Below are 25,013 nucleotides of genomic sequence, written 5' to 3' on the forward strand. Positions count from 1 at the left end.
ATGAAAATTCTATTAAATTATTTAAAACCCTATAAATGGCTGATTATCATTTCGCTTCTGTTAGCATCTATAAATCAAGTCTTTTCCCTTTTTGCTCCGGCGATTACGGGAAATATTCTGGATAAACTGGTCAACCAACCGAATCACTTTGATAAGGATAAATTAATCCCAAGAAACCTCAATGAATATCTTTACGGAACCGATATTTACCACGGTGTTTTCTACTTTCTAGGACTTTTAATCGGAACTGCCATGATCAGCCGTATCGCAAAGGCATTTCAGGACTACGTTGTTAGTGTGATTATTCAGAAATTTGGGGCTAAGATTTTCACTGATGGCTTGCAGCATTCCATGAGACTGCCTTTTCAGGAATTTGAAGACCAAAGAAGCGGTGAAACACTTTCTATTTTAACCAAAGTGCGTGAAGATTCTGTGAAGTTCATCAACAATTTCATTAATATCTTTTTCGGAATTCTGGTGAGTATTATTTTCGTTTCGATATATGCCATCCGTTTGCATTGGTCGATTATGCCAGTGTATGTTTTGGGTATTATTTTTATTGCAGTAATTACCAATCTTTTAAGCAAAAGAATTAAAAACATCCAGAAAAATATCGTTTCAGAAACAACAACTTTGGCAGGAAGCACCACTGAAAGCCTCAGAAACATTGAAATTGTAAAAAGTTTAGGCTTGACCAATCAGGAAGTTGAACGATTGAACAACAACACCTACAAAATTCTGAATCTTGAATTAAGAAAAGTAAAAAGTATCCGCTCGCTGAGCTTTGTACAGGGAACTTTGGTGAATTTTTTACAGCAGGTCATCACGTTCACTTTACTTTTACTGATTTTTAAAAATATTGTAACTCCCGGGCAGTATTTATCGCTTGTATTTTACGGATTCTTCATTTTCGGACCGATGCAGGAAATCGGGAACATTATTATTTCCTATCGTGAAGCCGAAGCGTCACTTCAGAATTTTGACCGTGTGATGAAAAAAGAAGTTGAACCAAAACCTTTGCATCCAAAAAAAATCGGTGCGATTGAAGATTTAAAATTCGATAAAGTTTCTTTCCAGCACCAATCTGCTCATTATAAAGCTTTAAATTCCATTTCATTTGATGTGAAAAATGGAGAAACGATTGCTTTCGTCGGACCAAGTGGTTCAGGGAAAAGTACTTTGGTGAAATTGCTTGTTGGACTGTACAGGCCGAAAGAAGGAACTATTTTTTACAATAATATCGACGGAAAAGAATTTGATTTTGATGAACTGAGAAATCAGATTGGCTTTGTGACGCAGGATACGCAGCTTTTTTCGGGAACTATCAGAGAAAATCTGTTGTTTGTGAATCCTTCTGCAACTGAGGAAGATTTACAGTTGGCTTTAAAGAAATCAAGCTGTGCAGGTCTTTTGGAACGTGCTGAAAAAGGAATTGAAACGGTAATCGGTGAAGGTGGATTAAAATTAAGTGGTGGCGAAAAACAGAGAATTGCCATTGCCAGAGCTTTGCTGAGAAAACCACATCTGTTGATTTTTGATGAAGCTACTTCTGCTTTAGACAGCATCACAGAAGAGGAAATTACCACTACGATCAAAGAAATTTCAAAGGATAAAGAACAAATTACGGTTTTAATTGCCCACAGATTGAGTACAATTATGCACGCGGACAGAATTTTTGTTCTGGAGCGCGGACAGGTTATTGAAACAGGTTCTCACCTGAAACTGATTGAAGAAAAAGGCTTATACTACGCCATGTGGAGACAGCAGATTGGTGAACGAAAGACTGCGACCCAGATTTAAACAGGGAAGTTTATAATACAGGAGTCACATTAGTTTTATTTTGAAACTTTGAAAATATTTTATAACACATTAGTTTGAAAATCAGATATTTTCTGAGAGATATTTTATGCATGAAATATTACATTCAAATAAATATAAACAAGTGATACAAAAAATTACCCCGAAATCTGATTTTCGGGGTTTTTTTTAAAAAAAACTAATTCGAAAACTAATCTTTTTTTCTTACCGTTCTCTGTTCAATTCTTTTTTCAAACTTTTCGCCCTGGAAAATTCTCTGGATCATAATTCCCGGAATGTGAATTTGATTGGGATCCAGTTCGCCTGGTTCTACCAGTTCTTCTACTTCAGCGATGGTAATTTTACCGGCGCCGGCCATAGGATGATTGAAATTTCGGGCTGAACCTTTGAAAATGAGGTTTCCTGCATGGTCGCCTTTCCAGGCTTTTACGATGGAGTAATCGGCGTCGTATGCGTGCTCTAAAATGTGAGGTTTTCCGTTGAAATCTTTTACTTCTTTGCCTTCGGCCACTTCAGTTCCGAAACCTGCGGGTGTGTAAAATGCGGGAATTCCTGCCTGTGCGGCTCTGCATTTTTCTGCCAAAGTTCCCTGGGGAGTCAGTTCAACTTCCAGTTCGCCTGAAAGCATCTGTCTTTCGAATTCTGCATTTTCGCCTACGTAAGATGAAATCATTTTTTTGATTTGTCTTTTGTGAAGCAGCAATCCTAATCCGAAATCGTCTACTCCAGCGTTGTTTGAAATGCATGTTAAATCTTTTACATCGCTTTCTACCAATGCGTTGATGGAATTTTCAGGGATTCCACACAATCCGAAACCGCCGAGCATTAAAGTCATCCCGTCCTGAATTCCTGCAATGGCTTCCTGTGCATTTTTCACTCTTTTATCGATCATTTTTGAATTAAATTTTGGAGGTCTTAAATTAGTGTTTTTATTTGAAATTGAAAATCTTTTTATTTCACACAGATTACACGGATTTTCACAGATTTTTATTTGAATGAGTATAAGGATTTTTCAAACAGTTTGTTATGCTGAAAGCATCTCAGCACAGCTTCAGTTAAAAAATCCATCGAGTTGTTTTGATAAGAAATATTGAAAAGATAAACGACTTTTCTTTTGCGTGAGGGATGGAAGCGGCATCCTTTTTTTGGTTGGAAGGAAAAAGAACTGGCAACCAAAAAAAGATATAGCGGACAGCCCGACCCGAGCGAGGGAATGCAGCGAAGCGGAATGAGCGAGTGAGGGGCACGCCCGGATTATGAGTAATGATTGATGATTGATGATTGATGGGTGTTTGTGGGTATGTAATTTTGTAAATATTTTTTTTATAAAGTATTGGTGGACAGAAAAATTTGTTTTATTTTTGCAGTCTGTTATTCAACCTCTAGCGATGGACGTGTAAGTTGCTTAGCTTAAACAATTTTTATTATTAATAATGGATTTATTAAAGTACGTACAAGACCAGTACATCACAAAAAAAGATTTCCCTGATTTTAAGGCAGGAGACACAATTACAGTGTATTACGAAATTAAAGAAGGTCAAAAAACAAGAACTCAGTTCTTTAAAGGAACGGTAATTCAGTTGAGAGGTACTGGAGCTACAAAAACTTTTACTATCAGAAAAATGTCTGGTGACGTAGGTGTAGAGAGAGTTTTTCCTATCAACATGCCGGCTCTTCAAAAGATTGAGCTTGACAGAAGAGGTAAAGTTAGAAGATCTAGAATCTACTACTTCAGAGATCTTAGAGGTAAGAAAGCGAGAATTAAAGACGCTGCTTACAAAAAGAAGTAATTCAGACAACAACATATACGAAAAGAGGCTGCTATTTTTAGCGGTCTCTTTTTATTTTGCGATACTTTTCTTTTGATGGAATTTTTAATGGAGCATAATTATTGCGCATAAAACACCCCGTCAAAAATTTCTTTCAAATTTTCGCCACCCCTCCAGTGGAGAGAAATGTATACTTATCTTGAATAAAATTATTTAAAGTCGCAAACTTACATTCTCCCACTTTCATCTTCCATCTTCCCTCCTATTTAATAAAGCTGTAAAGTGCGTTCCAGAATTTATCGTAGACTTCTATATGTGGCAAATGGCCTACATTTTCAAGTTCCACCAGTTTTGAGCCTGCAATTTGCTGCTGCGTTTTCTTTCCCAGTTCCTGATACTGTCCCATTGTTTGCTGAACTTCTTTTGGTGCGCGGTCTTTTCCGATGGCTGTACGGTCCCGCGTTCCGATGATGAGTAAGGTTGGCATTTTGATATTTTTAAATTCGTAAACAACGGGTTGATTGAAGATGATATCGCTCGTTAACGCAGCATTCCATGCGACTTGGGGATAGTCTTTGTGTAAAGTCCAACCTGCAATGAGATCAAGCCATGGCTGGTATTCTGATTTCCATTTGTTGTCGTAGTAGAATTTGAGTTGGTAATTTTTGTAGGATTCTGCTGTGTTCTTTAGTTCGGACTGATAGGCTTCGTCTACGGTCTGATATTTGGCCAAGGTTTTATAATCTTCCAGACCGATGGGGTTTTCAAGGATTAATTTTTCTACCGTTTCAGGATACATTAGCGTAAATCTTGTGGCAACCATTCCGCCCATTGAATGGCCGAGAACAATGATTTTTTCAATTTTTAAATCGTCTAAAATCGCTTTGGTATTGCTTGCCAGCTGTGCAAATGAAAACTGATAGCTTTGAGGTTTTGAAGATTTTCCAAATCCAATCTGATCGGGAATAATCACTCTGAAACCTTGAGCTGATAAATATTTAGCTGTTTTTTCCCAATACGCTCCATTGAAATTTTTGCCGTGGAGAAGCATGACTGTCTTTCCGTTGGATTTTTGCGGCCTGACATCCATATATGCCATTTTCAGATTTTGTTTTTGGGAATTTAAATCTTTGAAATGAACTTCAAAAGGATATTGGTAGTTTGAAAGCGTTGCGTCTAAAGGTTTAATCTGTGCCTGCGCGAAAGTGATTGCTACAACTGAAATTCCGGTAATAATATTTTTAAATTTGGTCATGAAAAATTGAATTTAGATATAAATTTAAAAAAACCGCTTCAAAAGAAACGGTTTTGGATGGTATTTATAATTTAATTATAAGTCTTAAGAATGTTCTGTAGCAATTAATTTTTCTTTTCTGGACGGTAAATTCATCAGTACAATTGCCATTAAAATTAAAACAATCCCTATCCACTGAACGAGGATTACTTCTTCGCTTAATAAGACGAATGCCATCGTCACAGAAACCGGAAGTTCTAATGAGGAAATAATACTTCCCAAGCCCAGACCTGTATTTGGAAATCCTAAGTTGAACAAAATGGGCGGAATGATGGTTCCGAATAATGCCAAAATAAAACCGTACGTCCAGAAAATTGAATAATTAAATAGTCTGATATGCGCTGTATTTTCGGTAAAATTTAAGTAAAAAGATTTTAAACCTTCCGAATATAAAGGTCCGATTTGAGCGAAAAACAAAAATGTTAAAACAATTACTGAACCACCGGTTAACATAATCATACTTTTTCTAAGCACCGGTAAGTGGGTCGCCAAAGTATTTGAAGTAAACATCGTCATTGTGAATGATGCCGCGGCTAGCAATCCCCAGAAGATGCCATGCCAGTCGAGTTTTACTTCTACATTAATCAGGTTTGTTGCTAAAACTGTTCCCAGCAAAACAATTAGTGTCGCAACTACTTTCTTGACATTAGGAAACTTCTTAGTAATTAAACTTTCAAGGACAACACTGAACCAAACGGATTGCATTAAAAGTACAATAGCAATAGAAACCGCAATATACTGTACTGAAATGTAGTAGAATAAACTCGTACATCCTAAAGAAGTTCCTGCCATCAATAGCATTCTTATTTCTTTACGGCTGGGAGATGGTAATTTCTTTTTGGATGTAATGGTCTGAATTAAATTCATAATTAAGAGTCCTGCCAGACCGAGCGCAAACTGAGCTGTTGTAACTTCCGACGTTGTAAAACCTTCTTTGTAAGACATCTTAACAAAAGTGGCAAGCATTCCATAAATGCTTGCTCCAATACCGACAAACAGTACTCCTTTTACAATATTTTTCTTCTTCATAACCTTTTTTCAGCCGGCAAAGGTACAATATAAAATTTTGTCTGAACGGTGATTGCTGTAAAATAAAATTACCTCAGAATTTCTGAGGTAATTTTATAAAACTATGTTTTAATATTATTTTTTGATCAGAAGTTTAGAAGAAGTATCAATTCCTAAGCCTTTTACTTTAACAATGTAAGTTCCATTAATTAAAGTTGAAGTATTGATCGCTTTTTTCTCATCAGCAGAAACTTTGTATTCTGAAGCAACCATCTTCCCACTCATATCAAAAATTTCAACATTTACTTTACCCATAGTGTTTTTAGGGAAGTTGATGAAGAATTCATTCTTAGCAGGGTTAGGATAGATTGAAATAGCGTTTGCTTTAACATCTTTTACTTCGCTTGTAGACAATACACATTCTACAGGAACACTAAAATCTGCAAACTGATCATTAATATCAGTAGGACTTCCTGCATCAGCAATTAATCCTAATCCTCTTGCTGCGAAAACATTCCAGATCATACATCTGTCTGCACCTTGTGTTGTAGCCATTTCAGCAGCAAGTATCGCATCTCGTCCACTCACAAAGTTTGGATTACAAGGCTGTAATTTCAGAGCATTTGTAATCAGCTGTAATACTCTTGCACTACCGCTGGTTGTGTTTGCTGTTACGTTTGAAGAATATCCGTATTTCTCAACATACTTCCAGTGAAGATCCCAAAGCATTGTTGCCCACACGAAACCTATTGAGTGTACATCAGGCACGAGCTGAAGATTAGCATTGGTATATTCCATACCGTTTGTATCGTTGTATGTGAATGCATTGATAGTGGTATTTGGAGAGTATTTTGCAGGTCTGATACCTTCTCCTGAGTTACCTTCTCCGGCAGCATAAGTCGCCATACCACGTGGCACTGAAGCATTGTCCCCAGGCTTATTTGTAAGCATTAAAGCAAAGAAGTCTGACCATCCTTCACCCATCTGCTCTTTGCTGACGGAAGATGACAAACATGTAGAACCATTACCAGTTAGACGGTTTGAAATACCATGGCCATATTCATGGATGATAATTCCGTTGTCAAAGCTTCCATCAGGTGTGATAGCTGCCGCAGGGTCGTTTTTTAGAGTAACGTTCACTGTTGTATTTGCGCTGAGATGTGATTTAATATACTCACCTTCCACATTATCAATCAAAACCGAAGGGATTGTGATGGTAGCATCTGTACCTCCCATATTTCCTATTGCAGCTGAAGTAGGTGCATTATATACAATTGCAGCAATTGCTCCTGCATTCTGGGCATTTTTTACTTTAACCACAAAATCACAGTTTCCTCTCTGGATCAAACCTATTTTACCGGTAAGAGATCCTGCCGGGATTGCGGTACAACCTTCTAACACTGAAGATAACTTAACGTCACCAGTGGTGCCTGTTGCAGTGAGAGCCGGGCCAAACTGGGCAACACCTGCTAAGGGCTGTCTTGATACTGCCGCTGATGGAGCATTGTAGTAAAAAATCCTGTTGGTTTGAGACCATAAATACATCTGCATTCTTGGTTTTGAACCGTCAGCTGGTGTAGAAAAATTTGCATTGTTCGTTCCTCCGCCATCTTGTGCTTCTGCCAACACATAATCATTTCCAACACCCCCTAAACCGAAATTGGTCTGCTGGAAGTTTTTTGAAGCCTCATTAAATCCAAATTTATGAAAGACATCATGCACCATATTATTTGCATAAAACAGATTGGTAATTGACGCGTTAAGATTGCTCGCAGGTGTTCCGTTGATACTGAAAGGGAAATCAAAATTTCTCGTTGCACCTCCCTGTGCAAAAGTGGCCACCTGGTTATTGCCAGCTATATCGTCGTAAGCGTACGCATTGTTTCCTCTTGAATATGTGTAATGAGTTGTTCCGTCAAAATGCCATCCTTCGGGTGAAGAAGCTAAAATCCAGGGATTTGAAACAATAGTTCTTGCACCAAAAGTTGGTGCTTCTATTGGAAATGCAAATACATTATAAGTTGCCGGATCCGGAACTAAAAGATTGAATGAGCTTTGTTCTGCAGAACCTAAAAGCGGTCCTTCAAGTTTCTGGTGTTCAGAATGGTCATGGCTGTACGCATCATGATAAAAATTACATGAAAGATTAAGATCTTCTTTAAAAAGAACAGAACCACTGTTTGCATCAACTAAGAAATTCCAGTAACTTGGTGATGATGGATCCTGAAAAGCAATCTGATAAGCTAATTTCAGATTATTCTCGTGGTTAACATAGACTAGATTTTGCTTTACAAATTTCTTATCTTCTAAATCAGCATCTAAAGGTTTAAGAACCTCAAAATTATTAATCGCTGGATTATTAAGCTGCGCGGCAACCGTACCTAGTGCCTTTGCAACGGTAACGGATGGGATGTTTGAAGTAGCTACTCCATAATTTTTAACAAAAGTATCATTAAAGTAGACAACCTTACCATCTTTTACCAGAGCCGAACCAACAGAGTTCATTACCGGCAAACCTTTATACAATTGCTGAAATTTGATAATATCTCCCTGCATCGATGTAGAATGATCTACAACGTCTATTGCAAGATCATTAAGATCTGCTTTCTTATAATCACGTATTGAATTCTGTGAAATATAATTACTGATTAGCTGCTTATGATCCTGCCCGTACACATTTGATACAGAACTTACAGATAACGCAACAGCAAACAAAAGAGGTAGAGTTAGCTTTTTCATATTGATTCTTAAAGGGCCAAATTTACAAATAATAATCATATTAATATTACTTTTACTTAATATTTAATAATATTTTTTTCATCACCATTAGCAACTCTTTAATTACTGAATTACATTTGAATATTACATGAATTAACCATCGCAAACAAAAAAAACCATCCTCATAAAGGATGGTTTAGTTTATAGAAATATGAGAAAAGATTATTTACCTCCTTCCATTTTCTTTTTCAATTCAGCCAATACATCAATATCACCTAAGGTTGATCTTTCTTCGATATTGTTTGAAGAAGACATGTTATTGTTGTTATTAGATCTGTTGTTAGATGCTTCTCTTGCATTCTTTTTCTCTTCGTCTCTGAAGATTCCTGTGTGAGAAACTACTACTCTCTTGAACTCTTTGTTGAATTCGATTACTTTGAACTCAGCAGTTTCACCTTTCTTGATTTTAGATCCGTCTTCCTTCTCTAATAATCTTGATGGACAGAATGCTTCTACTTCAGCATCTTCGAATTGTACAGAAGCACCTTTATCGTGTACTTCTACAGCAGATCCTGTGTGTACAGTTCCTTCAGCATATTTAGTTTCAAATTTATCCCATGGGTTTTCTGTCAATTGCTTGTGACCTAGAGATAATCTTCTAGCCTGGATGTCTAGCTCAAGAACTACCACATTCAATTTATCACCTACTGCACAGAATTCTGATGGATGCTTGATTTTCTTAGTCCAAGAAAGATCAGAGATATAGATTAATCCGTCGATACCTTCTTCTAATTCTACGAATACACCGAAGTTTGTAAAGTTTCTTACAGTTCCAACGTGCTCAGAACCTACCGGATATTTAGCTTCGATATTTTCCCATGGATCTTTAGATAACTGTTTCATACCTAAAGAGATTTTTCTGTCTTCTCTGTCTAAAGTAAGTACTTCAGCTTCCACTTCGTCACCTACTTTTACGAAATCTCCTGCGCTTCTCAAGTGAGTAGACCAAGACATTTCAGAAACGTGAATTAATCCTTCCACACCTGGAGCGATCTCAACGAATGCACCATAGTCTGCAAGAACTACTACTTTTCCTTTTACTTTATCACCAACTTTCATGTCAGCAGAAAGAGCATCCCAAGGATGAGCTTCTAATTGCTTCATACCCAACTGGATTCTGGTCTTCTCGTCATCAAAGTCAAGGATAACCACTTTCACAGTCTGTCCGTCTTCTAAGATTTCAGATGGATGGTTCACTCTAGACCAAGAAAGGTCTGTAATGTGGATCAATCCGTCTACACCACCAAGATCTACGAATACACCGTAAGAAGTAATATTCTTAACAGTACCTTCAAGAACCTGACCTTTTTCAAGCTGTGCGATGATTTCTTTTTTCTGACCTTCGATATCTGCTTCGATCAATGCTTTGTGAGATACAACTACGTTTTTGAACTCAGGGTTGATTTTCACAACTTTGAACTCCATAGTTTTTCCTACGAACTGATCGTAATCTTTAATTGGCTTAACGTCGATTTGAGAACCTGGTAAGAATGCTTCGATACCGTGAACATCAACGATCATACCTCCTTTAGTTCTTGATTTTACAAAACCGTTAACGATTTCTCCAGTTTCGTGAAGTTCGTTTACTCTATCCCAAGCTTTAAGCGTTCTAGCTTTTTTGTGAGATAACTGCAACTGACCAGTTTTGTCTTCTCTTCTGTCTACCATTACTTCTACATCATCCCCTACTTTAAGGCCTGGGTTGTAACGGAATTCGTTAAGAGAAATAACACCTTCAGATTTGAAATCGATGTCTACGATAGCTTCTTTGTCTGTCAATCTTACAACTTTACCTGTGATAACGTCGTTATCATTTAAGCTGCTAAGAGATCCGTTATAGATTTCTTCAAGATCGCTTTTTTCTTTTCTAGCATCTGCATCAAGACCAGATTCGAAAGAATCCCAGTCAAATTGTTCTGGTGCTACGTTTTGGTTAAGAATAACCTCTGCTGAATTTGTCTCTTTTGACATTTTCTAATAAAATTTGTATTCCTATTCTTACAGACCTCGGCTTTGCTGTGAATCCTGAAAAATATGGAAGTTGTTAATTGCTAATGTTTTACTTCGCCGAAAGTACGTCCACAAAAGTGAGTGCAAAAGTACGAAAAAAAATTAATTATTTTTTAAAAAGTTCAAAACATTTTAATTGATAATAATATTCATTTGAAAAAAAATGAAGCTACCAGAAAGCAGCTTCATCCAAAGTAAAAGTTTGAAATGAAAATTAATTTAGAGATTCCACAATTGTGGTATTTAAGGAGATTTTAGACATAAAGTTGCTCATATTATCACAAGCAGGATTTCCAGAATTTGAACTTTCTGCAACGCCACCATAAATTATTTTTTGGGTAGCGCTACCTGAACTTGATGATATATTCCTTGCCATTACTTTGATGGTGTGACTTCCTGTACTTAAATTATTTACCACACCATTAAGTACAAATTTGTGCCATGAGCAGGTGAAATCTTCTTTCTGCTTGTGGTATTTTCTCACCACCACCAGTTTATCATCCACAAAAATTCCGATAGCGTACTGAAAGAAAGAATCTACAGATCTGTCCAGCTGAGCCATACCTTCCAGCGTGAAAGCAAATGCATTATTAGCTCTGGTAAATGTTTTTGTATCTGTAATTCCCAGTGAAGTCCAGTTGGCAGTACCGCTTCCCAATGCGATTGCTCCCGCCGTAAACCCTGTAACACTTATATTACCCGGAGAAGAGACGGAACTTGTGTTCACTAAATCTAATTTAGACAAAATTTGATCTTTAGTAAAAAGTGCGTTCCATTTGCCATCATCAAAATAAGCCACTGTTTCTGGTAAAGTTGTTGTGGGATTAGTATTGAATAATATGCTGCCGTTTTGTGGTAATGCGACTGTAGTAACATCTGCATTTGATGAAAGACCAATTCTTGGCAGTAAAACACCTTTTTTTTCAGCATCAAGTTTTAAGATTGCTGTTTCGTCTAAGATGGGTTCGGGTTTATCCGTCATCACAACCTGTGACAACATCACGCCGGGAAAAAAAGCTGATGCTATGATTTTAAATATATTTTTCATCTTTAATTTTAATAAGGTAATGGTTGGTTTATGAGCACGATGGCACTGATTCTTGCTTCATCATCTGAAATATTGGTGCAGCTGGCACCTTTTTTTCCATAACTGATTGTAGTGGAGGTAGTACTTGATCTGTTCATCACTGCAAGTTTAATGGTGTGGTTTCCCACCGTAAGATCATCTACAAGACCGGTAATGGTAAATTCTTGAAAAGCACACGTATTATCAACATTTAAGGAAGCAGACTTGGAAGAAATCAGTTTATCATCTACAAATATCCCTAAACCATAGGTTACGCTGGCGCTGCTCGAGGAAGCGTTATTCAGCTGCAGCATTCCGGTAAATGTAACAACGGCGTTGTTTTCCGGTCTTTCAATGGAAAACACTAATGGTGTTGGATCTGTAACTTCTACCCAAGATGATACAAGAGGTTTATCTTTTTCAAAATGACCTACAGAATCAGCGTCAGACGGATAATTGTTTGTAGAAACTCCGGAATATATTTTAGAATAATATTTGGTAATTCCCAGCAAAAGATTAATATTGGCAGAATTAAAATAAAAAATCCATTTTGTGCCGTCCCAATAATAGAGACCTTTCCCTCCCGGAAAAGCAGCGTTGGTGTTATAAACAAGTAAAGAAACCGTAGGTTTCGCTGCCATAAAGCTGTAATCTGAAATATTATCTTTATTCAGAGAAATCTTGGGAATCATTAAGCTTCTGTCGGAAGTTACGAGATCAAGAATGGCAGAAGAATCCGGCGATGCTGTACCAATCCCCACCGAACCGCTTTGTGCAAAGCTGTTTACTCCTATCACTAATAAGAGTGATTTTAGAAAAATTTTTTTCATGATTGGTATTTTATGACTTTTCTGTAAGCTTAATAAACATGTTAATCTTAGACATATCTGCATTTACTGATGCTGATGCGGCACCACCAAACTTTCATAAGGAGGCATTGGTGTAATTGTTTACACGCATTGTAACGTAGGTTTTTACTTCGTGGCTGCCTACACTCAGGTTTTTAAAAAGTGTGTTGTTCGAGAAAAAGTCATACTGATTTGACCTTCCATAGTTGGTAGAATAGTTTCGCACACCTTTAAGCTGCCCATCCACAAAAATCCCAATAGCGTAAGTGTACGTTTTGGTGGCGTCAATATTGCTGTTATTTGCCTGTACCATGCCTTCTGTAATCACGAAGACACTGTTATTGGCCTGTGTAATATTAATTGTTTTTGAGAGACCTGGTACAAATGTCCAAATGGTGCCGGGCGCTGAATTTTCGGCATAATTCACAGCACCGGCTAATGTAGAAAGATCAACGGGAGAAGAATTGGAGGTACTGTAAGAGATAGTAAGCCCTAAAACAGAATAGACATTACGTGAATCTACCAGCTCATTCCATTTTGCACCGTCCCAGAAAGTAAAACCTTCTTTTCCCGCGGCTTTATTATAGGCTAAAAGACCATAAGCAGGCGCGGTGACAGGTGCCGGAAGTGATAGACTGGGGACTGTAAGATTAGGGAGCAGAACTCCTTTATTGGTAGATTCAACTTTCAGGAGAACGTTATCTTCCACCGAGGTAGTTCCTATTCCCACTTGCGAGAAGAGCTTCTGACTGGGCACAACAAAACAACCCAGCACTGCTAAATAGAGCATTTTTTTCATCTTGGTATTTTTAAGTGTTTTTGACTTGTTGTGTGTGTACAGATATAATCACTTAAAACTAACCAACTTTCATTTTATAGAAAATTTCTATGAAAAACTTTGAAAACGTAATATTTAATTCAGTTTAAAACCAGAATAAGTTGAAAAAATTCACTCATGAGTTTTTGTAGATTCTAAAATGAGCGCATTGATTTTTGATAATTCAGTATCGGTAAAATCACGCCACTTTCCTACAGGTACATCAAGAGAAATATTCATAATCCTGATGCGTTTCAGTTTTTTTACTTCGTAACCCAGATATTCGCACATTCTTCTGATCTGTCTGTTTAAGCCCTGTGTAAGAATTATTCTGAAATGCATATCGTCAATTTTTTCCACCTCACACTTCTTGGTTACCGTATCCAAAATAGGAACTCCATTGCGCATTTTATCCACAAATCTGGGAGTAATTGGTTTATCAAGTCTTACGATGTACTCTTTTTCGTGGTTGTTTTTTGACCGGAGAATTTTGTTTACGATATCACCGTCACTGGTAAGAAATATCAAACCTTCGCTGTCTTTATCAAGTCTCCCAATTGGGAAAATTCTTCGCGGATAATTTATAAAATCTATGATATTATTCTTCTCACGTTTAGAATCTGTGGTGCAGACGATCCCGCGAGGCTTATTAAAGGCAATGTAGACTGGCTTTTCTTCGGATTCACGGATGGGTTTGCCATCCACTTCAATCTGATCTTCGTCTGAAACTTTGGTTCCCAGCTCAGGAATCTGACCGTTAATTTTAATTCTGCCCTCTTCCAAAAGTTTATCTGCAGCTCTTCTGGAGCAATAACCTACTTCCGAAAGATATTTATTGATACGTGTTTTTTCCATTTTTTTAAAGTTTCCTGTTTGAGAAAAATGCGATGCCGTATGAAAATCCTACAAATAATGTACTGTTCCCGTCAAAATTCTGAACTTCAAGATTAATCTGAAACTTGTTTCCGACATTTTGTGTGATCGGTTCGAAAAATCCTACAGAAAATCCTGCAAGAACTGCATTTTTTGAAGCCGTGTTGTTAATTTGTTTTCCAAAATTTGCAGAAATATAGGTAAATTCTTCATCTTTTGGGTTACTGACAATAAAAAATGGCTGAAACGTCCAGTACAAAACATGAAAATTTGGATCTACATAACTGTATCTAAAACCTGTAGCTAAGGCAAACCAATCCAGAGGTTGATATCCTGCCTGTGCTGCAAAACCATAATTGAATTTTCCCGGATCTAAATTTTGCCTCTCATATTCGTCACTTACCTGACTGTCTTTAATCATCGCCGCTACATCAAAACCTACATTTGCTTCCATTACTCCGAACAGTCCCAGCTTATTAGAATTTTCCTGAGAAAATGTTTTCAGCGATAAAATAACAAAAAATAGTGACCACAAACTCCTGATCATAAATTTTCAAATCTGTAATCGTTATTTAGAAATTCTGTGGTTGCGTCCTGCACACTGTAATCTCCTATTTTTGTTCTCCGCAACTGTGTAAGATACGCTCCTACCCCCAATTCCTGACCGATATCGTGGGCTAAACTTCGTATATAAGTTCCTTTTGAGCACCCTACAACAAAACTGATGAGCGGAAAATTAATTTCAACATCTTTAATGTAATGAATCGTTGTTTTTCTGGGTTTCATCTCCACTTCCGTCCCGGCTCTTGCGAGATTGTAAGCTCTTGCTCCTTCAATTTTGATAGCCGAAAAAACGGGTGGTTTCTGGTCTATTTCTCCTAAAAATTTTTCCAGAGCATTTTTCACGTGATCTTCTGTAACTTCTGAAAAATCCTGGTGAAGAATCTCGGGTTTTTCTGTGTCGTAGGATTCGGTCTGAACGCCGATCTTAATTTCTGTCCAGTATTCTTTAGGTGCATCCTGAATTTCAGGGATTTTTTTGGTAAATTTTCCTGTGCAAACGATTAATAAACCAGTTGCTCTTGGATCTAAAGTTCCGGCATGCCCGATTTTAAATTTTTTCGGAAGATCAAATTCCCGTTTAAGTTTATATTTCAACTTATTTACAGCCTGAAAGGAGGTCCAGTCCAGCGGTTTGTCGAGGAGAAAGATTTGTCCGGATTGTAGTTGTTCGGCGGTCATTTTTTTATGAGTAATGATAATGGGTAATGGGTAATGGGCAATCACTAATGTGTAATATCGGAGAGGTTTTTCTTATTTTTTTTATATTCAAAATTACTATAATATTTTTAACGTTGAATCCCGCGCAGCCCGACTTGAACGGAGCTCTTTTTGTGAGGAGGTACGACGAGCAAAAAAGCGGGAGTGGAAGGCGGAATAGCTGCCCAAATTATTATGAGTGATGAGCAATGGGTACTGAGTAATTGAAAAATATTATTTGAACCAGTAAAAGTAAATCAACAGTGCAATTCCCACAAAAATACGGTACCAACCCCACGGTTTGAAGCCATATTTGTTTAAAACTCCGATGAATGCTTTGATGGCGATCAATGCAGTGATGAACGCTACGATATTTCCGATGATGAAAATGGTGATGTGATCCTGAGATTCTAAAATCATTTCGTAACCTTTTGCGGCTGTTGGCGTTCCTTTACCCCACGTTTTCACAAAAACGGAATATACTGTGACCGCAAGCATGGTGGGAACTGCCAGAAAGAATGAGAACTCTGCTGCGGCTTTTCGGGATAAGCCCTGCATCATCCCTCCGATGATGGAAGCGGCACTTCTACTCGTTCCCGGCATCATGGCTAAACACTGCCAAAAGCCGATGGTTACTGCTTTTTTAATTGAAATTTCTTTTTCGTCGTGTATAATCGGATTTTTGAACCACTGGTCCGCAAAAAGTAACACTACACCTCCCAAAACCAATACAGCGGAGATGGCAATCTGATTTCCCAGCACGGATTCTATCATATCATCGAAAATATATCCTAAAACCAAAGCGGGAATCACGGCAAATGCCAGTTTGTAGTACAACTGAATGTTTTTGAGATCAAAAAACTTTTTCCAGTAGGCTACAACTACCGACAGAATGGCTCCGAACTGAATAGAAACCTGAAACATTTTTAGAAATTCTGATTCTTCCATGCCCATTAAACTGGCGGTAAAGCCCATGTGTGCTGTGGAAGATATGGGAAGATATTCTGTAAGTCCTTCGATGATGGCAATGATAATTGCTTTAAATATATCCATGATTTTATGAGTAATGGGTAATGAATAATGTGTAATTTGAGTGACTTTTTGCCAAAACTTTATTATACAAAAAGTCAATTGCTGGGCAACCGACTTTTATTTGTTCGAATCAAAGATGTTGATTCTTAATCTTTTTACCTGACTGTTTAATTTTTCCTCTTTAGTATTGCGTATACTTCTATGCCGAAACCGATCACAATAAATAACGGAGCAATTCTGATTCTGCGGATGGAAAAAATATCGTCATTCCATACATTCGGATCAAATTTACCGTCTACTGTGTTGGCGTCTGCACCCATCATCAGGAGAAATCCAACGACGATGAAAGCAAGCCCGATGAGCATCCATTTATAGTTTTCTTTACCGAAATAAAAGGTGTTTTCTTCGGTTGTCTTGTCTTCTTTTCCAAAATCGGATGCGGAAAACTTTGTTGTTTTTTTGCTCATTATTTATGAATAATATAAATCGTCTACATTTGTTCTTAAAAATCTCCAGGTTGCGATGATGGTACTGATGACGGTAATAAAAATACCGATTCCCAAAACAAGCAGCACCAAAGAGAAATAATGGCTTGTATCCTGCGTGAATGACTGCCCAATGGTGTCTGTAAAATAATACCATACCCCGAAAAGTGCCAGTAACCCAAGTACTGAACCGATTGCTCCTAAAATTAAAGCTTCGATTACGAATGGTTTCAAAATAAATCTTCTTTTAGCACCTACCAACTGCATGGTTTTAATGATAAATCTTTTTGAGAAAATTTTAAGTCTTATTGAATTATTGATCAGTACAACTGCCAAAATTAAAAACAATACAGAAAATCCTAAGATCCACTTTAAAATTCTGCTCAGATTATTGTAAACATCTACCATGAGGCTACTGTCGTTTTTCACTTCTGTAATTCCCGGTACTGTTTTTATTATCTTAATCGCCTCTTCGATCTTTAAAGGATCTACATATTCCGGTTTCAGTGAAATCTCGACCGATGACGGGAATATATTTTCTTCAAAAAGCGCATCACTGTCAATACCCATACTTTTCTTTGCTTCTTCAGCAGCTTTTTCCCTTGTAATGTAAATTGCTTTTTTTACGGGAGCTAAAGTCTGTATTTTCTTAAAAGCCTGCTCTTCAAGTTTGGCAATTTTTGCAGAATCTTTTGCATCATAATTCTGATCGTAATACGCATTAACCACCAGCTGTTCTTTTATATAATCTGAATATTTTTGGGCATTAATAAGAATTAATCCCATTAACCCCATTAAAAATAATACCAGAGCGATGCTTATAACCACTGTAATATTACTAGACCTAAGCCTCTTTTTGTTAAATTCGTCTACAGATCTTGCCATTAAGAATAAAATTTTTGGCTAAAATAGAAAAAATCTTCCGAAATTTGACCCGAAAAATACTTTTTCACTGTTAACAAAATCATAAATACCTTGAGTGTAAGAGCAAAAAAACATCTCGGCCAGCATTTCCTGACGGACGAGAACATCGCCAGAAAAATTGTAGACGGACTGAGCTTTGAAAACTACAAAAATATAATGGAAGTGGGCCCGGGAATGGGTGTTCTTACCAAGTATCTTTTTGAAAAAGAACATCATATTTATCTCGCAGAAATCGACCAAGAATCTATTGAATATCTGAAAAAAAACTATGATAAAACGAATGAGGAAACTTTTGTTGGTGACTTTCTCAAACAGGATTTTGCATTTCTGAATAACGAAGAAATTGCTGTCATCGGAAATTTCCCTTACAATATTTCGTCCCAAATTCTTTTTAAAATCATTGATTTTTATAAAATTATACCTGAGATGGTGGGAATGTTTCAGAAGGAAGTTGCGGAAAGAACTGCTGCTGTACCCCGTACCAAAGACTACGGAATTCTCTCTGTTTTGATACAGGCATACTATGACGTAAGTTATATGTTTACAGTACATGAGAATGTATTTAATCCTCCACCAAAGGTAAAATCTGGGGTAATAAAACTTACGAGAAATCCTAAAGAAGGCCTTGCGGGAAATGAAGTTCTGTTTAAGCAGATCGTTAAAGCCGGTTTTGGGCAGAGAAGAAAAAAACTATCCAACTCCTGGAAAGTTCTGAACATTCCTGACGCGCTGAAAAATCATGAATTTATGGACAAGAGAGCTGAAGAACTGAGCGTAGAAGATTTTATTAATTTTACCAGACTCTGGCAGGAAAATATTTAAAAAAGTTATGACCAAAGAAAATGCCTTCAGAAAATCCTGAAGGCATTTTATATGAAGTAAGAGAAATTTACTCTCTGTTTTTAAGCATAATCCAGCCCGAAGTGTTCATCTGCGTTTTGGTCTTATTGTATTCAAAATTAAATTTGTACCAGTACGTTCCGGTTGGAAGTCTTTTTCCTCCCACGGTTCCGTTCCAGATAGGATTTTCTTTTGAGAATCTGAACATTTCACTTCCGTATCTATCGTAAATTGATCCTTTAAAGTTTTTAAAATTACCTAAAGAAGAAAGGTCAATTACATCATTTACACCATCCTGGTTAGGTGTGATTACATTGCTGATGTGCAGCGTAAAGAAATCTACAGTACCCGTACAGGTTGTTCCTTTCGTTCTCACATACAGCGTATAATTTGTATTGTCTATAAGATTAGGGAAAATATTCGAATCCTGCCATGCAATTCCATCAAGAGAATATTCTGCAACCCTTGGGATGTTGTTGATGTTAGGAATAGTTGCTGTCGCAGTAATGGTATTATTTTCATAACTCAACTGTGAGAAAAACGGTGTTGCTGCAGCAACTACTTTCACTTCGTAAGTTCTGGAACAGATTCCATTATTGATAGTTACGGTATAGATTCCCAATTGATTAACAGTAATTTTTTGAGTTTCTTCACCTGTATTCCACAGATAAGTATATCCGGTTCCGGCACCTGCATCCAGTTCCATTGTATCACCAATACACATTTCTACATCAAGTAGTGGTGTTGTAGGTACAGGAACTACTTCCACGGTTACCTTAGCTGGTAATAATGAAGGGCAACCCAGTGCACCTAAAGCGAAAACTTCAAATGTAGTAGTCTGAAATATGGTAGCTGTCTGTGTATTTCCGTTTCCTGGGAAATTTACCCAGTCATAAGATACTCCACCGGTAGCTGTTAAGGTAACGGTATCACCTGCGCAGACTCTGATTTTGTTGGAACTTACCTGTGCCAAAGGTCTGGTTTCTTTTTTCAAAGTGAGCTCCACCATCTTTCTGCAATATTCTGCTCCGTACACCACAGCATAAATTACCTGATTGTTTGCCCCGTTATAATTTAAAGGATTCTGAATAAAGTTATTGTTAAATGCCAGTGCATCTGTCTGATTCACGTACCATCTGAAGTTGGCTCCTGCCGTAGGGCTGATTAATGCCTTGGAATTGTTCAAATCAAAAGTGGTAACATCAGGGGTGGCACAGAGGAGCAACGTTGCATCCTGTGCCAGCGGTGTAGACCCACCGTTGATCGTTACTGAAGCCGTACCTGGACATGGATTTCCCGGTAAAGTAACTTCAATAGTATAGGTTCCCGGGTTCACAGCTGTAATACTGGTGGATGTTGCTCCCGGAACAGGTACACCATTGAAAAACCACTGATACGTTAAGTTAGGACTGTTTACAGAAGCATTAATTACTGTAGGCACCAGATCACAAACGTTAATCTCTGAAGGAATAACCGCGCCACCTGGATCCTGAAGCTCAACTCCAATATTGAAGGAGCCACCTTCCAGGAATACTGCTGAATCATAACTGCTGTCACTTGCATCTGCAATTACCATTTTAAAATGATAAGGCACTCCGGCAGTCACTGTTGCGGTCGCCTCTAATGGTATTGTTCTTCCATTCAAATTGGTTTCGATGGGTGTAGTATTGTACCCAGCAAAAAATGCTGCATTCACAGCACCACATGAACCTGCAATTGCCGGGTGTATATTGGTAACACTTACAGGTCCGGCACCCGCCGGTAATACAGCCATGTTCTGGTAAGGAGCAGTACTTCCTACCGGTCTCAGCAAAAGAGCAAAAGAATCAGAAAAACTACATGGGAATGACCCTGTATATTCTTCAGACGCCATTAGATAATTAAATTTTATCTGGCTGGTTGTAGGAACAAAATCGAATTCAAGAATTACAGCATCATTTAACGCTCCCTGAGGATTTGTTGCTGCTACAAGATCAGGATCACTTCCTGAGCCCAAAGCATCTCCCAATACTCCAGCTTCAAGAGCATTTCCTGCTCTCCGGGCGTATCCGGTCATCAAAACGATACCATCCTTGAAAGGAAAATTGGTAGTTCCTCTGTGGAAGTATCCCCACGATCTGTTTTGATTTGTAACAGGAAGATTCGGGCTTACTGTGACATTCGAAATATTTGGGGTAAAACATGAACCTGCACCGGAAGAGATCAGCACATCTCTAATTAGCTGTAGAGGTGTGAAAGCAGTCTCCGGATATCCTGCTGCATTTACATCTATGAATGCCCCAGCTTTCTGTGTAACACCCGAGAACTGCTCTTTCTGAGGCTTACGGGGCTGAATTTTTTGTGCACTGAGGTTCACAGTTATCAAACCAAAAAATAATAATAGTAAATATCGCTTCATATATTTTTTCATTTCAACAAATTTAATGGTTTTTTATCTAAAACATATCAATATTTAACTATTTTATAAAAAAAAACAACCTTCCGACTGAAAGGTTGTTAAATATTTAGTTTCTGTTTTTCACCAGGATCCATCCGTTCCTGATTTCCATCTTTTTGCTTGCAGGATTTTCCCACTGTACTTTATACCAGTACGTTCCTGATGGAATATTCATCCCTCTTAAAGTACCGTCCCATTTAAGACCGGATTTAGAAGCTTTGTAAATCTCTGCACCGTAGCGGTCAAATACCGAAGCCGCAAAATTGTTGTATTTGCTGATACCACTGAAGTCTACACCTTCATTAATACCATCACGGTTTGGTGTGATTGCATTGATGACTACAAATGTGTAGAACTCAATAAAATTACTACAGTCTGCATCTTTATTCCTAATCCTGATGTTGTAGCTCATATTATTCTCAACACTGTAAAAAATATTGGAAGTCTGCCATGTCACCCCGTTGTCAATCGAATACTCTAAAACAGTGTTATTGGGATTCGTTGCAGTTACAGTGAGAATATGGTCCGAAAAACTGATATTTGTAAACTGTGGCAACTGTGGATTGAGAAGTTGGGCTGTGTAATCTCTGGAACATGTCCCATTACTGATTGTCACCGAGTATGTACCCGGAATATTCGTTGAAATAGTTTGCGTGGTGGCTCCATTGCTCCAGACATACGTATAGTTAGGTCCAGAACCAGCATCTAAGATCCCGGTATCACCGGCACATACGTACACATCCTTAAGAGTCGATACAATTGCCGGAACTACCTCAATTGTGATGGTTGCAGGTATGTTGGTTGTACAGCCGTTACCTCCTAAAGCGATTACCTGATAAGTAGTTGTAACTGTAGGACTCACAATCTGAGTACTGCCGTTTCCTGGCAAAGTTCCCCAGTTGTAAGTGACACCTCCCGTAGCCGTTAGAGTCACAGATTCGCCTACACATATTTTAGTTTTTGAAGCCGTAAGGAATGGCGTAGGTGGCCCTACAATTACCGTTATCGTGGCAGGCTGGGCAGACACACATCCATTTGCTCCAACGGCAGTTACAGTGTAAGCCGTAGTTACAGCCGGCGATACTGTCTGCGTGTTTCCTGTACCAGGCAGACCCGTCCAGATATAGGTAGCACCGCCTGACGCTGTAAGAGTAACAGATTCACCCGGGCAAATCTGGGAATTACTTGTAGCGACAGAAGTTACAGGAGCAGCAGTGTTCTGTACCACGGTAACGTTTGCATTATATGTACAGGTAAGATTTCCTGGCTGCGTAGTGTTTGACACTGTTAAGGTATATGCACCTCCAGCATTTACAATAGGGGTTAAAGTATTTCCGCCTGAAACGATATTCCCTCCCGTTGTTGTCCAGTTAATCGTAGATCCGGCTGGTACGGTAGATGCTGTTGCGTTAAGCGTAATCTGTGGTGTTGTGCAGGTAATTGTAGCCGGGGCAGCAATACTTAGCGTCGTAACTGCTGTGGTCTGCAATTGAAGTGTCACCACATAGGAGCAGGCTCCGTTTTTAACCAAAACATAAATTGTTTGATTTCCTGCACTTGAAAATGTAGTAGGCGTACCAATTGTGTTGTTATTTCCCTGATTTGCATCCGCCTGCAAAAGATAATAAGCAAATGTAGCGCCCGTTGCAGATGTAATCTGAGATTGTGCTGCCGTCAAATCATAAACGATCCCTGCTGCAGAATAGCATTTAAGTAATGTCGCGTTCTGAACGGTAATAGGCTGCGAAACTTCCACCGTAACAGTGGCAGGATTTGCAGAAGGGCATCCGTTTGCGCCTACTGCTGTTACAGAATAAGTGGTTGTAGTGGTAGGACTTACTGTCTGAGTATTTCCCGTTCCCGGCAGCGTACTCCAGGTATAGGTAACTCCCCCACCTGCAGTAAGTGTAACGGTTTCGCCAGAACAAATCTGCATTTTACTTGCCGTTAAAGTAGGTGAAGGCGGAGCACTGTCACCCGTTACGGTTACAGTTGAAACCGAGGTACAGGTAAGATTTCCAGGCTGATATGTATTTGAAATTGTTAAAGTATAAGTACCCGATGCATTAATTACGGGATTTAAGGTATTACCTCCGGAAACGATATTCCCACCCGTGGTAGTCCACGCAAATGTAGAACCTGCAGGATAAACAGAAGCAGAACCATTAAGCGTAATTTGAGAATTTGTACAGGTAAGCACTGGTGGCGCTGCTACGTTTGCTGTAATTTCAGGCGCTTTCACCAGCTGCAGCTGCGCTACTTTTGAGCAAAATCCATTTTTAACCAACACATAAACCGTCTGATTTCCCGGACTTGGATAAACGGTGGGAGTCTGAATATTGTTGGCGTTCCCTGCTACAGCATCTGCCTGATTCACATAATAGGTAAAAGTTGCACCTGGAGTTGTACTTATTGCAGTGTTGGCATTGTTCAGATTAAATATTGCATTTCCCTGAGCATAACATGCAGTAAGAGTTGCATTCTGTGTTGTAGGCGTGGTACCTCCAACAATAGTTACAGTTGCTGTACCCGGACATGAACTGCCTGGAAACAATACCTCCACCTTATACACTCCAGGTTGAATGGCAGTATATGTTGCATTGGTAGCACCTGGAATTGCGACATTATTTAAAAACCATTGGTAAGTTGCATTAGGATTTTGAACCGATGCTGTAAAAGTCTGGGGAGCATTATCACAAACATTTATAGATGCAGGCAACTGAACTCCGTTTGACCCTAAAATCTGTACACCAATATCAAAAGAACCAGCTTCTAAAAACACTCCAGAATCATAAGCAGAATCCTGATAATCTGCCAAAACCATTTTAAAATGATATGCCTGCCCCGCAACAACAGTTGCTGTAGCAGTTAAAGGAACGGTTCTTCCACTGAAATTCGTTTCAATATTTGCCGTATTCTGACCTCCGAAATATTGCGCATTCTTCGGACCACAGTTGTAAGTACCTGGAATAATATTCGTAACACTCACAGGCCCTGCTCCACCCGGAAGAACGGCTAGATTTGTGTAAGCCCCTCCTGAGGCTGGTCTAAGCAAAAGTGCGAAGCCATCTGTGATGGTACAAGGGAAATTTCCTTCATATTCTTCGGAAGCAAACAGATATCTGAATGATACCTGATTGGCTGTAGGTACGAAATCAAATTCTATAAATGACGCATCCTTTAGAGCCCCTGGTGGTAAATTGAGTGCAGCAGCAAGATCAGCATCGCCCTGTGAAGGTAATGCGTTACTTAATTGCCCGGGCTGAAATGTATTTCCTGCTCTGGCTGCATAACCTGTTGTTAAAACAATCCCATTGCTGAAGGGAAAATTGGTTGCTCCTTTATTAAAATAACCCCAGCTTCTGTTTGGGTCGCTGACCGCCAGATTTGGAGAAACCACTACGTTGCTTACGTTTGGCGTTGTACAGTTGGTATTCCCGGCAATCAAGACGTTGGTAATCAATTGAGTTATGCTGAACGAAGACTGTGGATAGTTTGAGGTATTGATATCAATAAATGCCCCAGCTTTCATCGTCTGGGATGTGGGCTGTTTTAAAATCTGCTTACTCCTGTCCTGTGAAAACAAAACAGTGGAAGATAATATTGTGAGCAAAGTCAGAAATAGATTTCTTGTACTTTTAATGATCATTTTAGATTCTTTTCAACAAAAATAAGATTTTTTTTTAAGTCATTTAACGATTTATGAGATAACTTTAAAATTACAAAATACTGGAGTACAAACTTTTAGTTTTAA

19 protein-coding genes are annotated in these 25,013 nt (G+C 38.4%); 3 read left to right on the plus strand and 16 right to left on the minus strand.

What is annotated here, in order from left to right; genetic code table 11:
* Window positions 1-1,800 carry an ABC transporter ATP-binding protein gene (locus tag ASG31_RS12480; protein ID WP_056032996.1) on the plus strand — a complete coding sequence of 600 codons (1,800 nt, stop codon included), beginning with the start codon at window positions 1-3 and terminating at the stop codon, window positions 1,798-1,800.
* Window positions 1,801-2,008: 208 nt separating this feature from the next.
* On the opposite strand, the gene ASG31_RS12485 is transcribed toward ASG31_RS12480, so the two are convergent.
* Window positions 2,009-2,710: a CoA transferase subunit A gene (locus tag ASG31_RS12485; protein ID WP_056032999.1), complete on the minus strand. Its 702-nt coding sequence runs from the start codon at window positions 2,708-2,710 to the stop codon at window positions 2,009-2,011.
* A gap of 541 nt (window positions 2,711-3,251) precedes the next feature.
* On the opposite strand from ASG31_RS12485, the gene rplS reads away from it, so the two are divergent.
* Window positions 3,252-3,608, plus strand: a complete 357-nt coding sequence (gene rplS, locus ASG31_RS12490; RefSeq protein WP_056033002.1) for a 50S ribosomal protein L19 — start codon at window positions 3,252-3,254, stop codon at window positions 3,606-3,608.
* A 241-nt stretch (window positions 3,609-3,849) separates the two neighbouring features.
* Here rplS and ASG31_RS12495 read toward each other — a convergent pair whose 3' ends face one another.
* The 13 genes from ASG31_RS12495 to ASG31_RS12555 all read right to left on the minus strand — a co-directional run bounded on the left by ASG31_RS12495 (window position 3,850) and on the right by ASG31_RS12555 (window position 17,943).
* Window positions 3,850-4,842 (minus strand): alpha/beta fold hydrolase, encoded by a 993-nt coding sequence (locus tag ASG31_RS12495; RefSeq protein WP_056033005.1) that lies wholly within the window; start codon window positions 4,840-4,842, stop codon window positions 3,850-3,852.
* Between the two features lie 84 nt (window positions 4,843-4,926).
* Window positions 4,927-5,910, minus strand: a complete 984-nt coding sequence (locus tag ASG31_RS12500) for an EamA family transporter (RefSeq protein WP_056033006.1) — start codon at window positions 5,908-5,910, stop codon at window positions 4,927-4,929.
* 114 nt (window positions 5,911-6,024) lie between these two features.
* Entirely contained in the window at window positions 6,025-8,628 is a 2,604-nt protein-coding gene (locus ASG31_RS12505) for a T9SS-dependent M36 family metallopeptidase (RefSeq protein ID WP_231433738.1), read from the minus strand.
* Window positions 8,629-8,829: 201 nt separating this feature from the next.
* A complete protein-coding gene (gene rpsA, locus ASG31_RS12510) occupies window positions 8,830-10,638 on the minus strand; it encodes a 30S ribosomal protein S1 (protein WP_056033012.1) in 1,809 nt (602 codons plus the stop codon).
* A gap of 253 nt (window positions 10,639-10,891) precedes the next feature.
* Window positions 10,892-11,725 (minus strand): hypothetical protein, encoded by an 834-nt coding sequence (locus tag ASG31_RS12515; protein ID WP_056033014.1) that lies wholly within the window; start codon window positions 11,723-11,725, stop codon window positions 10,892-10,894.
* A gap of 8 nt (window positions 11,726-11,733) precedes the next feature.
* Complete coding sequence (locus tag ASG31_RS12520) at window positions 11,734-12,573, minus strand: hypothetical protein (protein ID WP_056033017.1); 840 nt, start codon at window positions 12,571-12,573, stop codon at window positions 11,734-11,736.
* 94 nt (window positions 12,574-12,667) lie between these two features.
* Complete coding sequence (locus ASG31_RS12525) at window positions 12,668-13,390, minus strand: hypothetical protein (RefSeq protein ID WP_056033020.1); 723 nt, start codon at window positions 13,388-13,390, stop codon at window positions 12,668-12,670.
* Between the two features lie 150 nt (window positions 13,391-13,540).
* A complete protein-coding gene (gene rluF / locus ASG31_RS12530; protein ID WP_056033023.1) occupies window positions 13,541-14,263 on the minus strand; it encodes a 23S rRNA pseudouridine(2604) synthase RluF in 723 nt (240 codons plus the stop codon).
* A 4-nt stretch (window positions 14,264-14,267) separates the two neighbouring features.
* A complete protein-coding gene (locus ASG31_RS12535) occupies window positions 14,268-14,828 on the minus strand; it encodes a hypothetical protein (RefSeq protein ID WP_056033026.1) in 561 nt (186 codons plus the stop codon).
* Complete coding sequence (gene truB, locus ASG31_RS12540) at window positions 14,825-15,523, minus strand: tRNA pseudouridine(55) synthase TruB (protein WP_056033029.1); 699 nt, start codon at window positions 15,521-15,523, stop codon at window positions 14,825-14,827. Before truB ends, ASG31_RS12535 begins: the two co-directional genes overlap by 4 nt.
* A 252-nt stretch (window positions 15,524-15,775) precedes the next feature.
* On the minus strand, window positions 15,776-16,594 hold the full coding sequence (locus ASG31_RS12545) for an undecaprenyl-diphosphate phosphatase (RefSeq protein ID WP_056033032.1): 819 nt from the start codon (window positions 16,592-16,594) through the stop codon (window positions 15,776-15,778).
* 146 nt (window positions 16,595-16,740) lie between these two features.
* Window positions 16,741-17,040 (minus strand): DUF3098 domain-containing protein, encoded by a 300-nt coding sequence (locus ASG31_RS12550; protein WP_056033035.1) that lies wholly within the window; start codon window positions 17,038-17,040, stop codon window positions 16,741-16,743.
* A gap of 3 nt (window positions 17,041-17,043) precedes the next feature.
* A complete protein-coding gene (locus tag ASG31_RS12555; RefSeq protein ID WP_056033038.1) occupies window positions 17,044-17,943 on the minus strand; it encodes a cell division protein FtsX in 900 nt (299 codons plus the stop codon).
* A gap of 90 nt (window positions 17,944-18,033) precedes the next feature.
* On the opposite strand from ASG31_RS12555, the gene rsmA reads away from it, so the two are divergent.
* Window positions 18,034-18,804 carry a 16S rRNA (adenine(1518)-N(6)/adenine(1519)-N(6))-dimethyltransferase RsmA gene (gene rsmA / locus ASG31_RS12560; protein ID WP_056033041.1) on the plus strand — a complete coding sequence of 257 codons (771 nt, stop codon included), beginning with the start codon at window positions 18,034-18,036 and terminating at the stop codon, window positions 18,802-18,804.
* Between the two features lie 67 nt (window positions 18,805-18,871).
* On the opposite strand, the gene ASG31_RS12565 is transcribed toward rsmA, so the two are convergent.
* Together ASG31_RS12565 and ASG31_RS12570 are read right to left on the minus strand one after the other, a co-directional pair.
* Window positions 18,872-21,220 (minus strand): choice-of-anchor L domain-containing protein, encoded by a 2,349-nt coding sequence (locus ASG31_RS12565; protein ID WP_056033993.1) that lies wholly within the window; start codon window positions 21,218-21,220, stop codon window positions 18,872-18,874.
* 106 nt (window positions 21,221-21,326) lie between these two features.
* Window positions 21,327-24,908 (minus strand): choice-of-anchor L domain-containing protein, encoded by a 3,582-nt coding sequence (locus ASG31_RS12570; protein ID WP_056033044.1) that lies wholly within the window; start codon window positions 24,906-24,908, stop codon window positions 21,327-21,329.
* Between the last annotated feature and the right edge of the window lie 105 nt (window positions 24,909-25,013).

It is taken from the genome of Chryseobacterium sp. Leaf404 (assembly GCF_001424145.1).
In the GTDB taxonomy this organism is placed as follows: Bacteria; Bacteroidota; Bacteroidia; order Flavobacteriales; family Weeksellaceae; genus Chryseobacterium.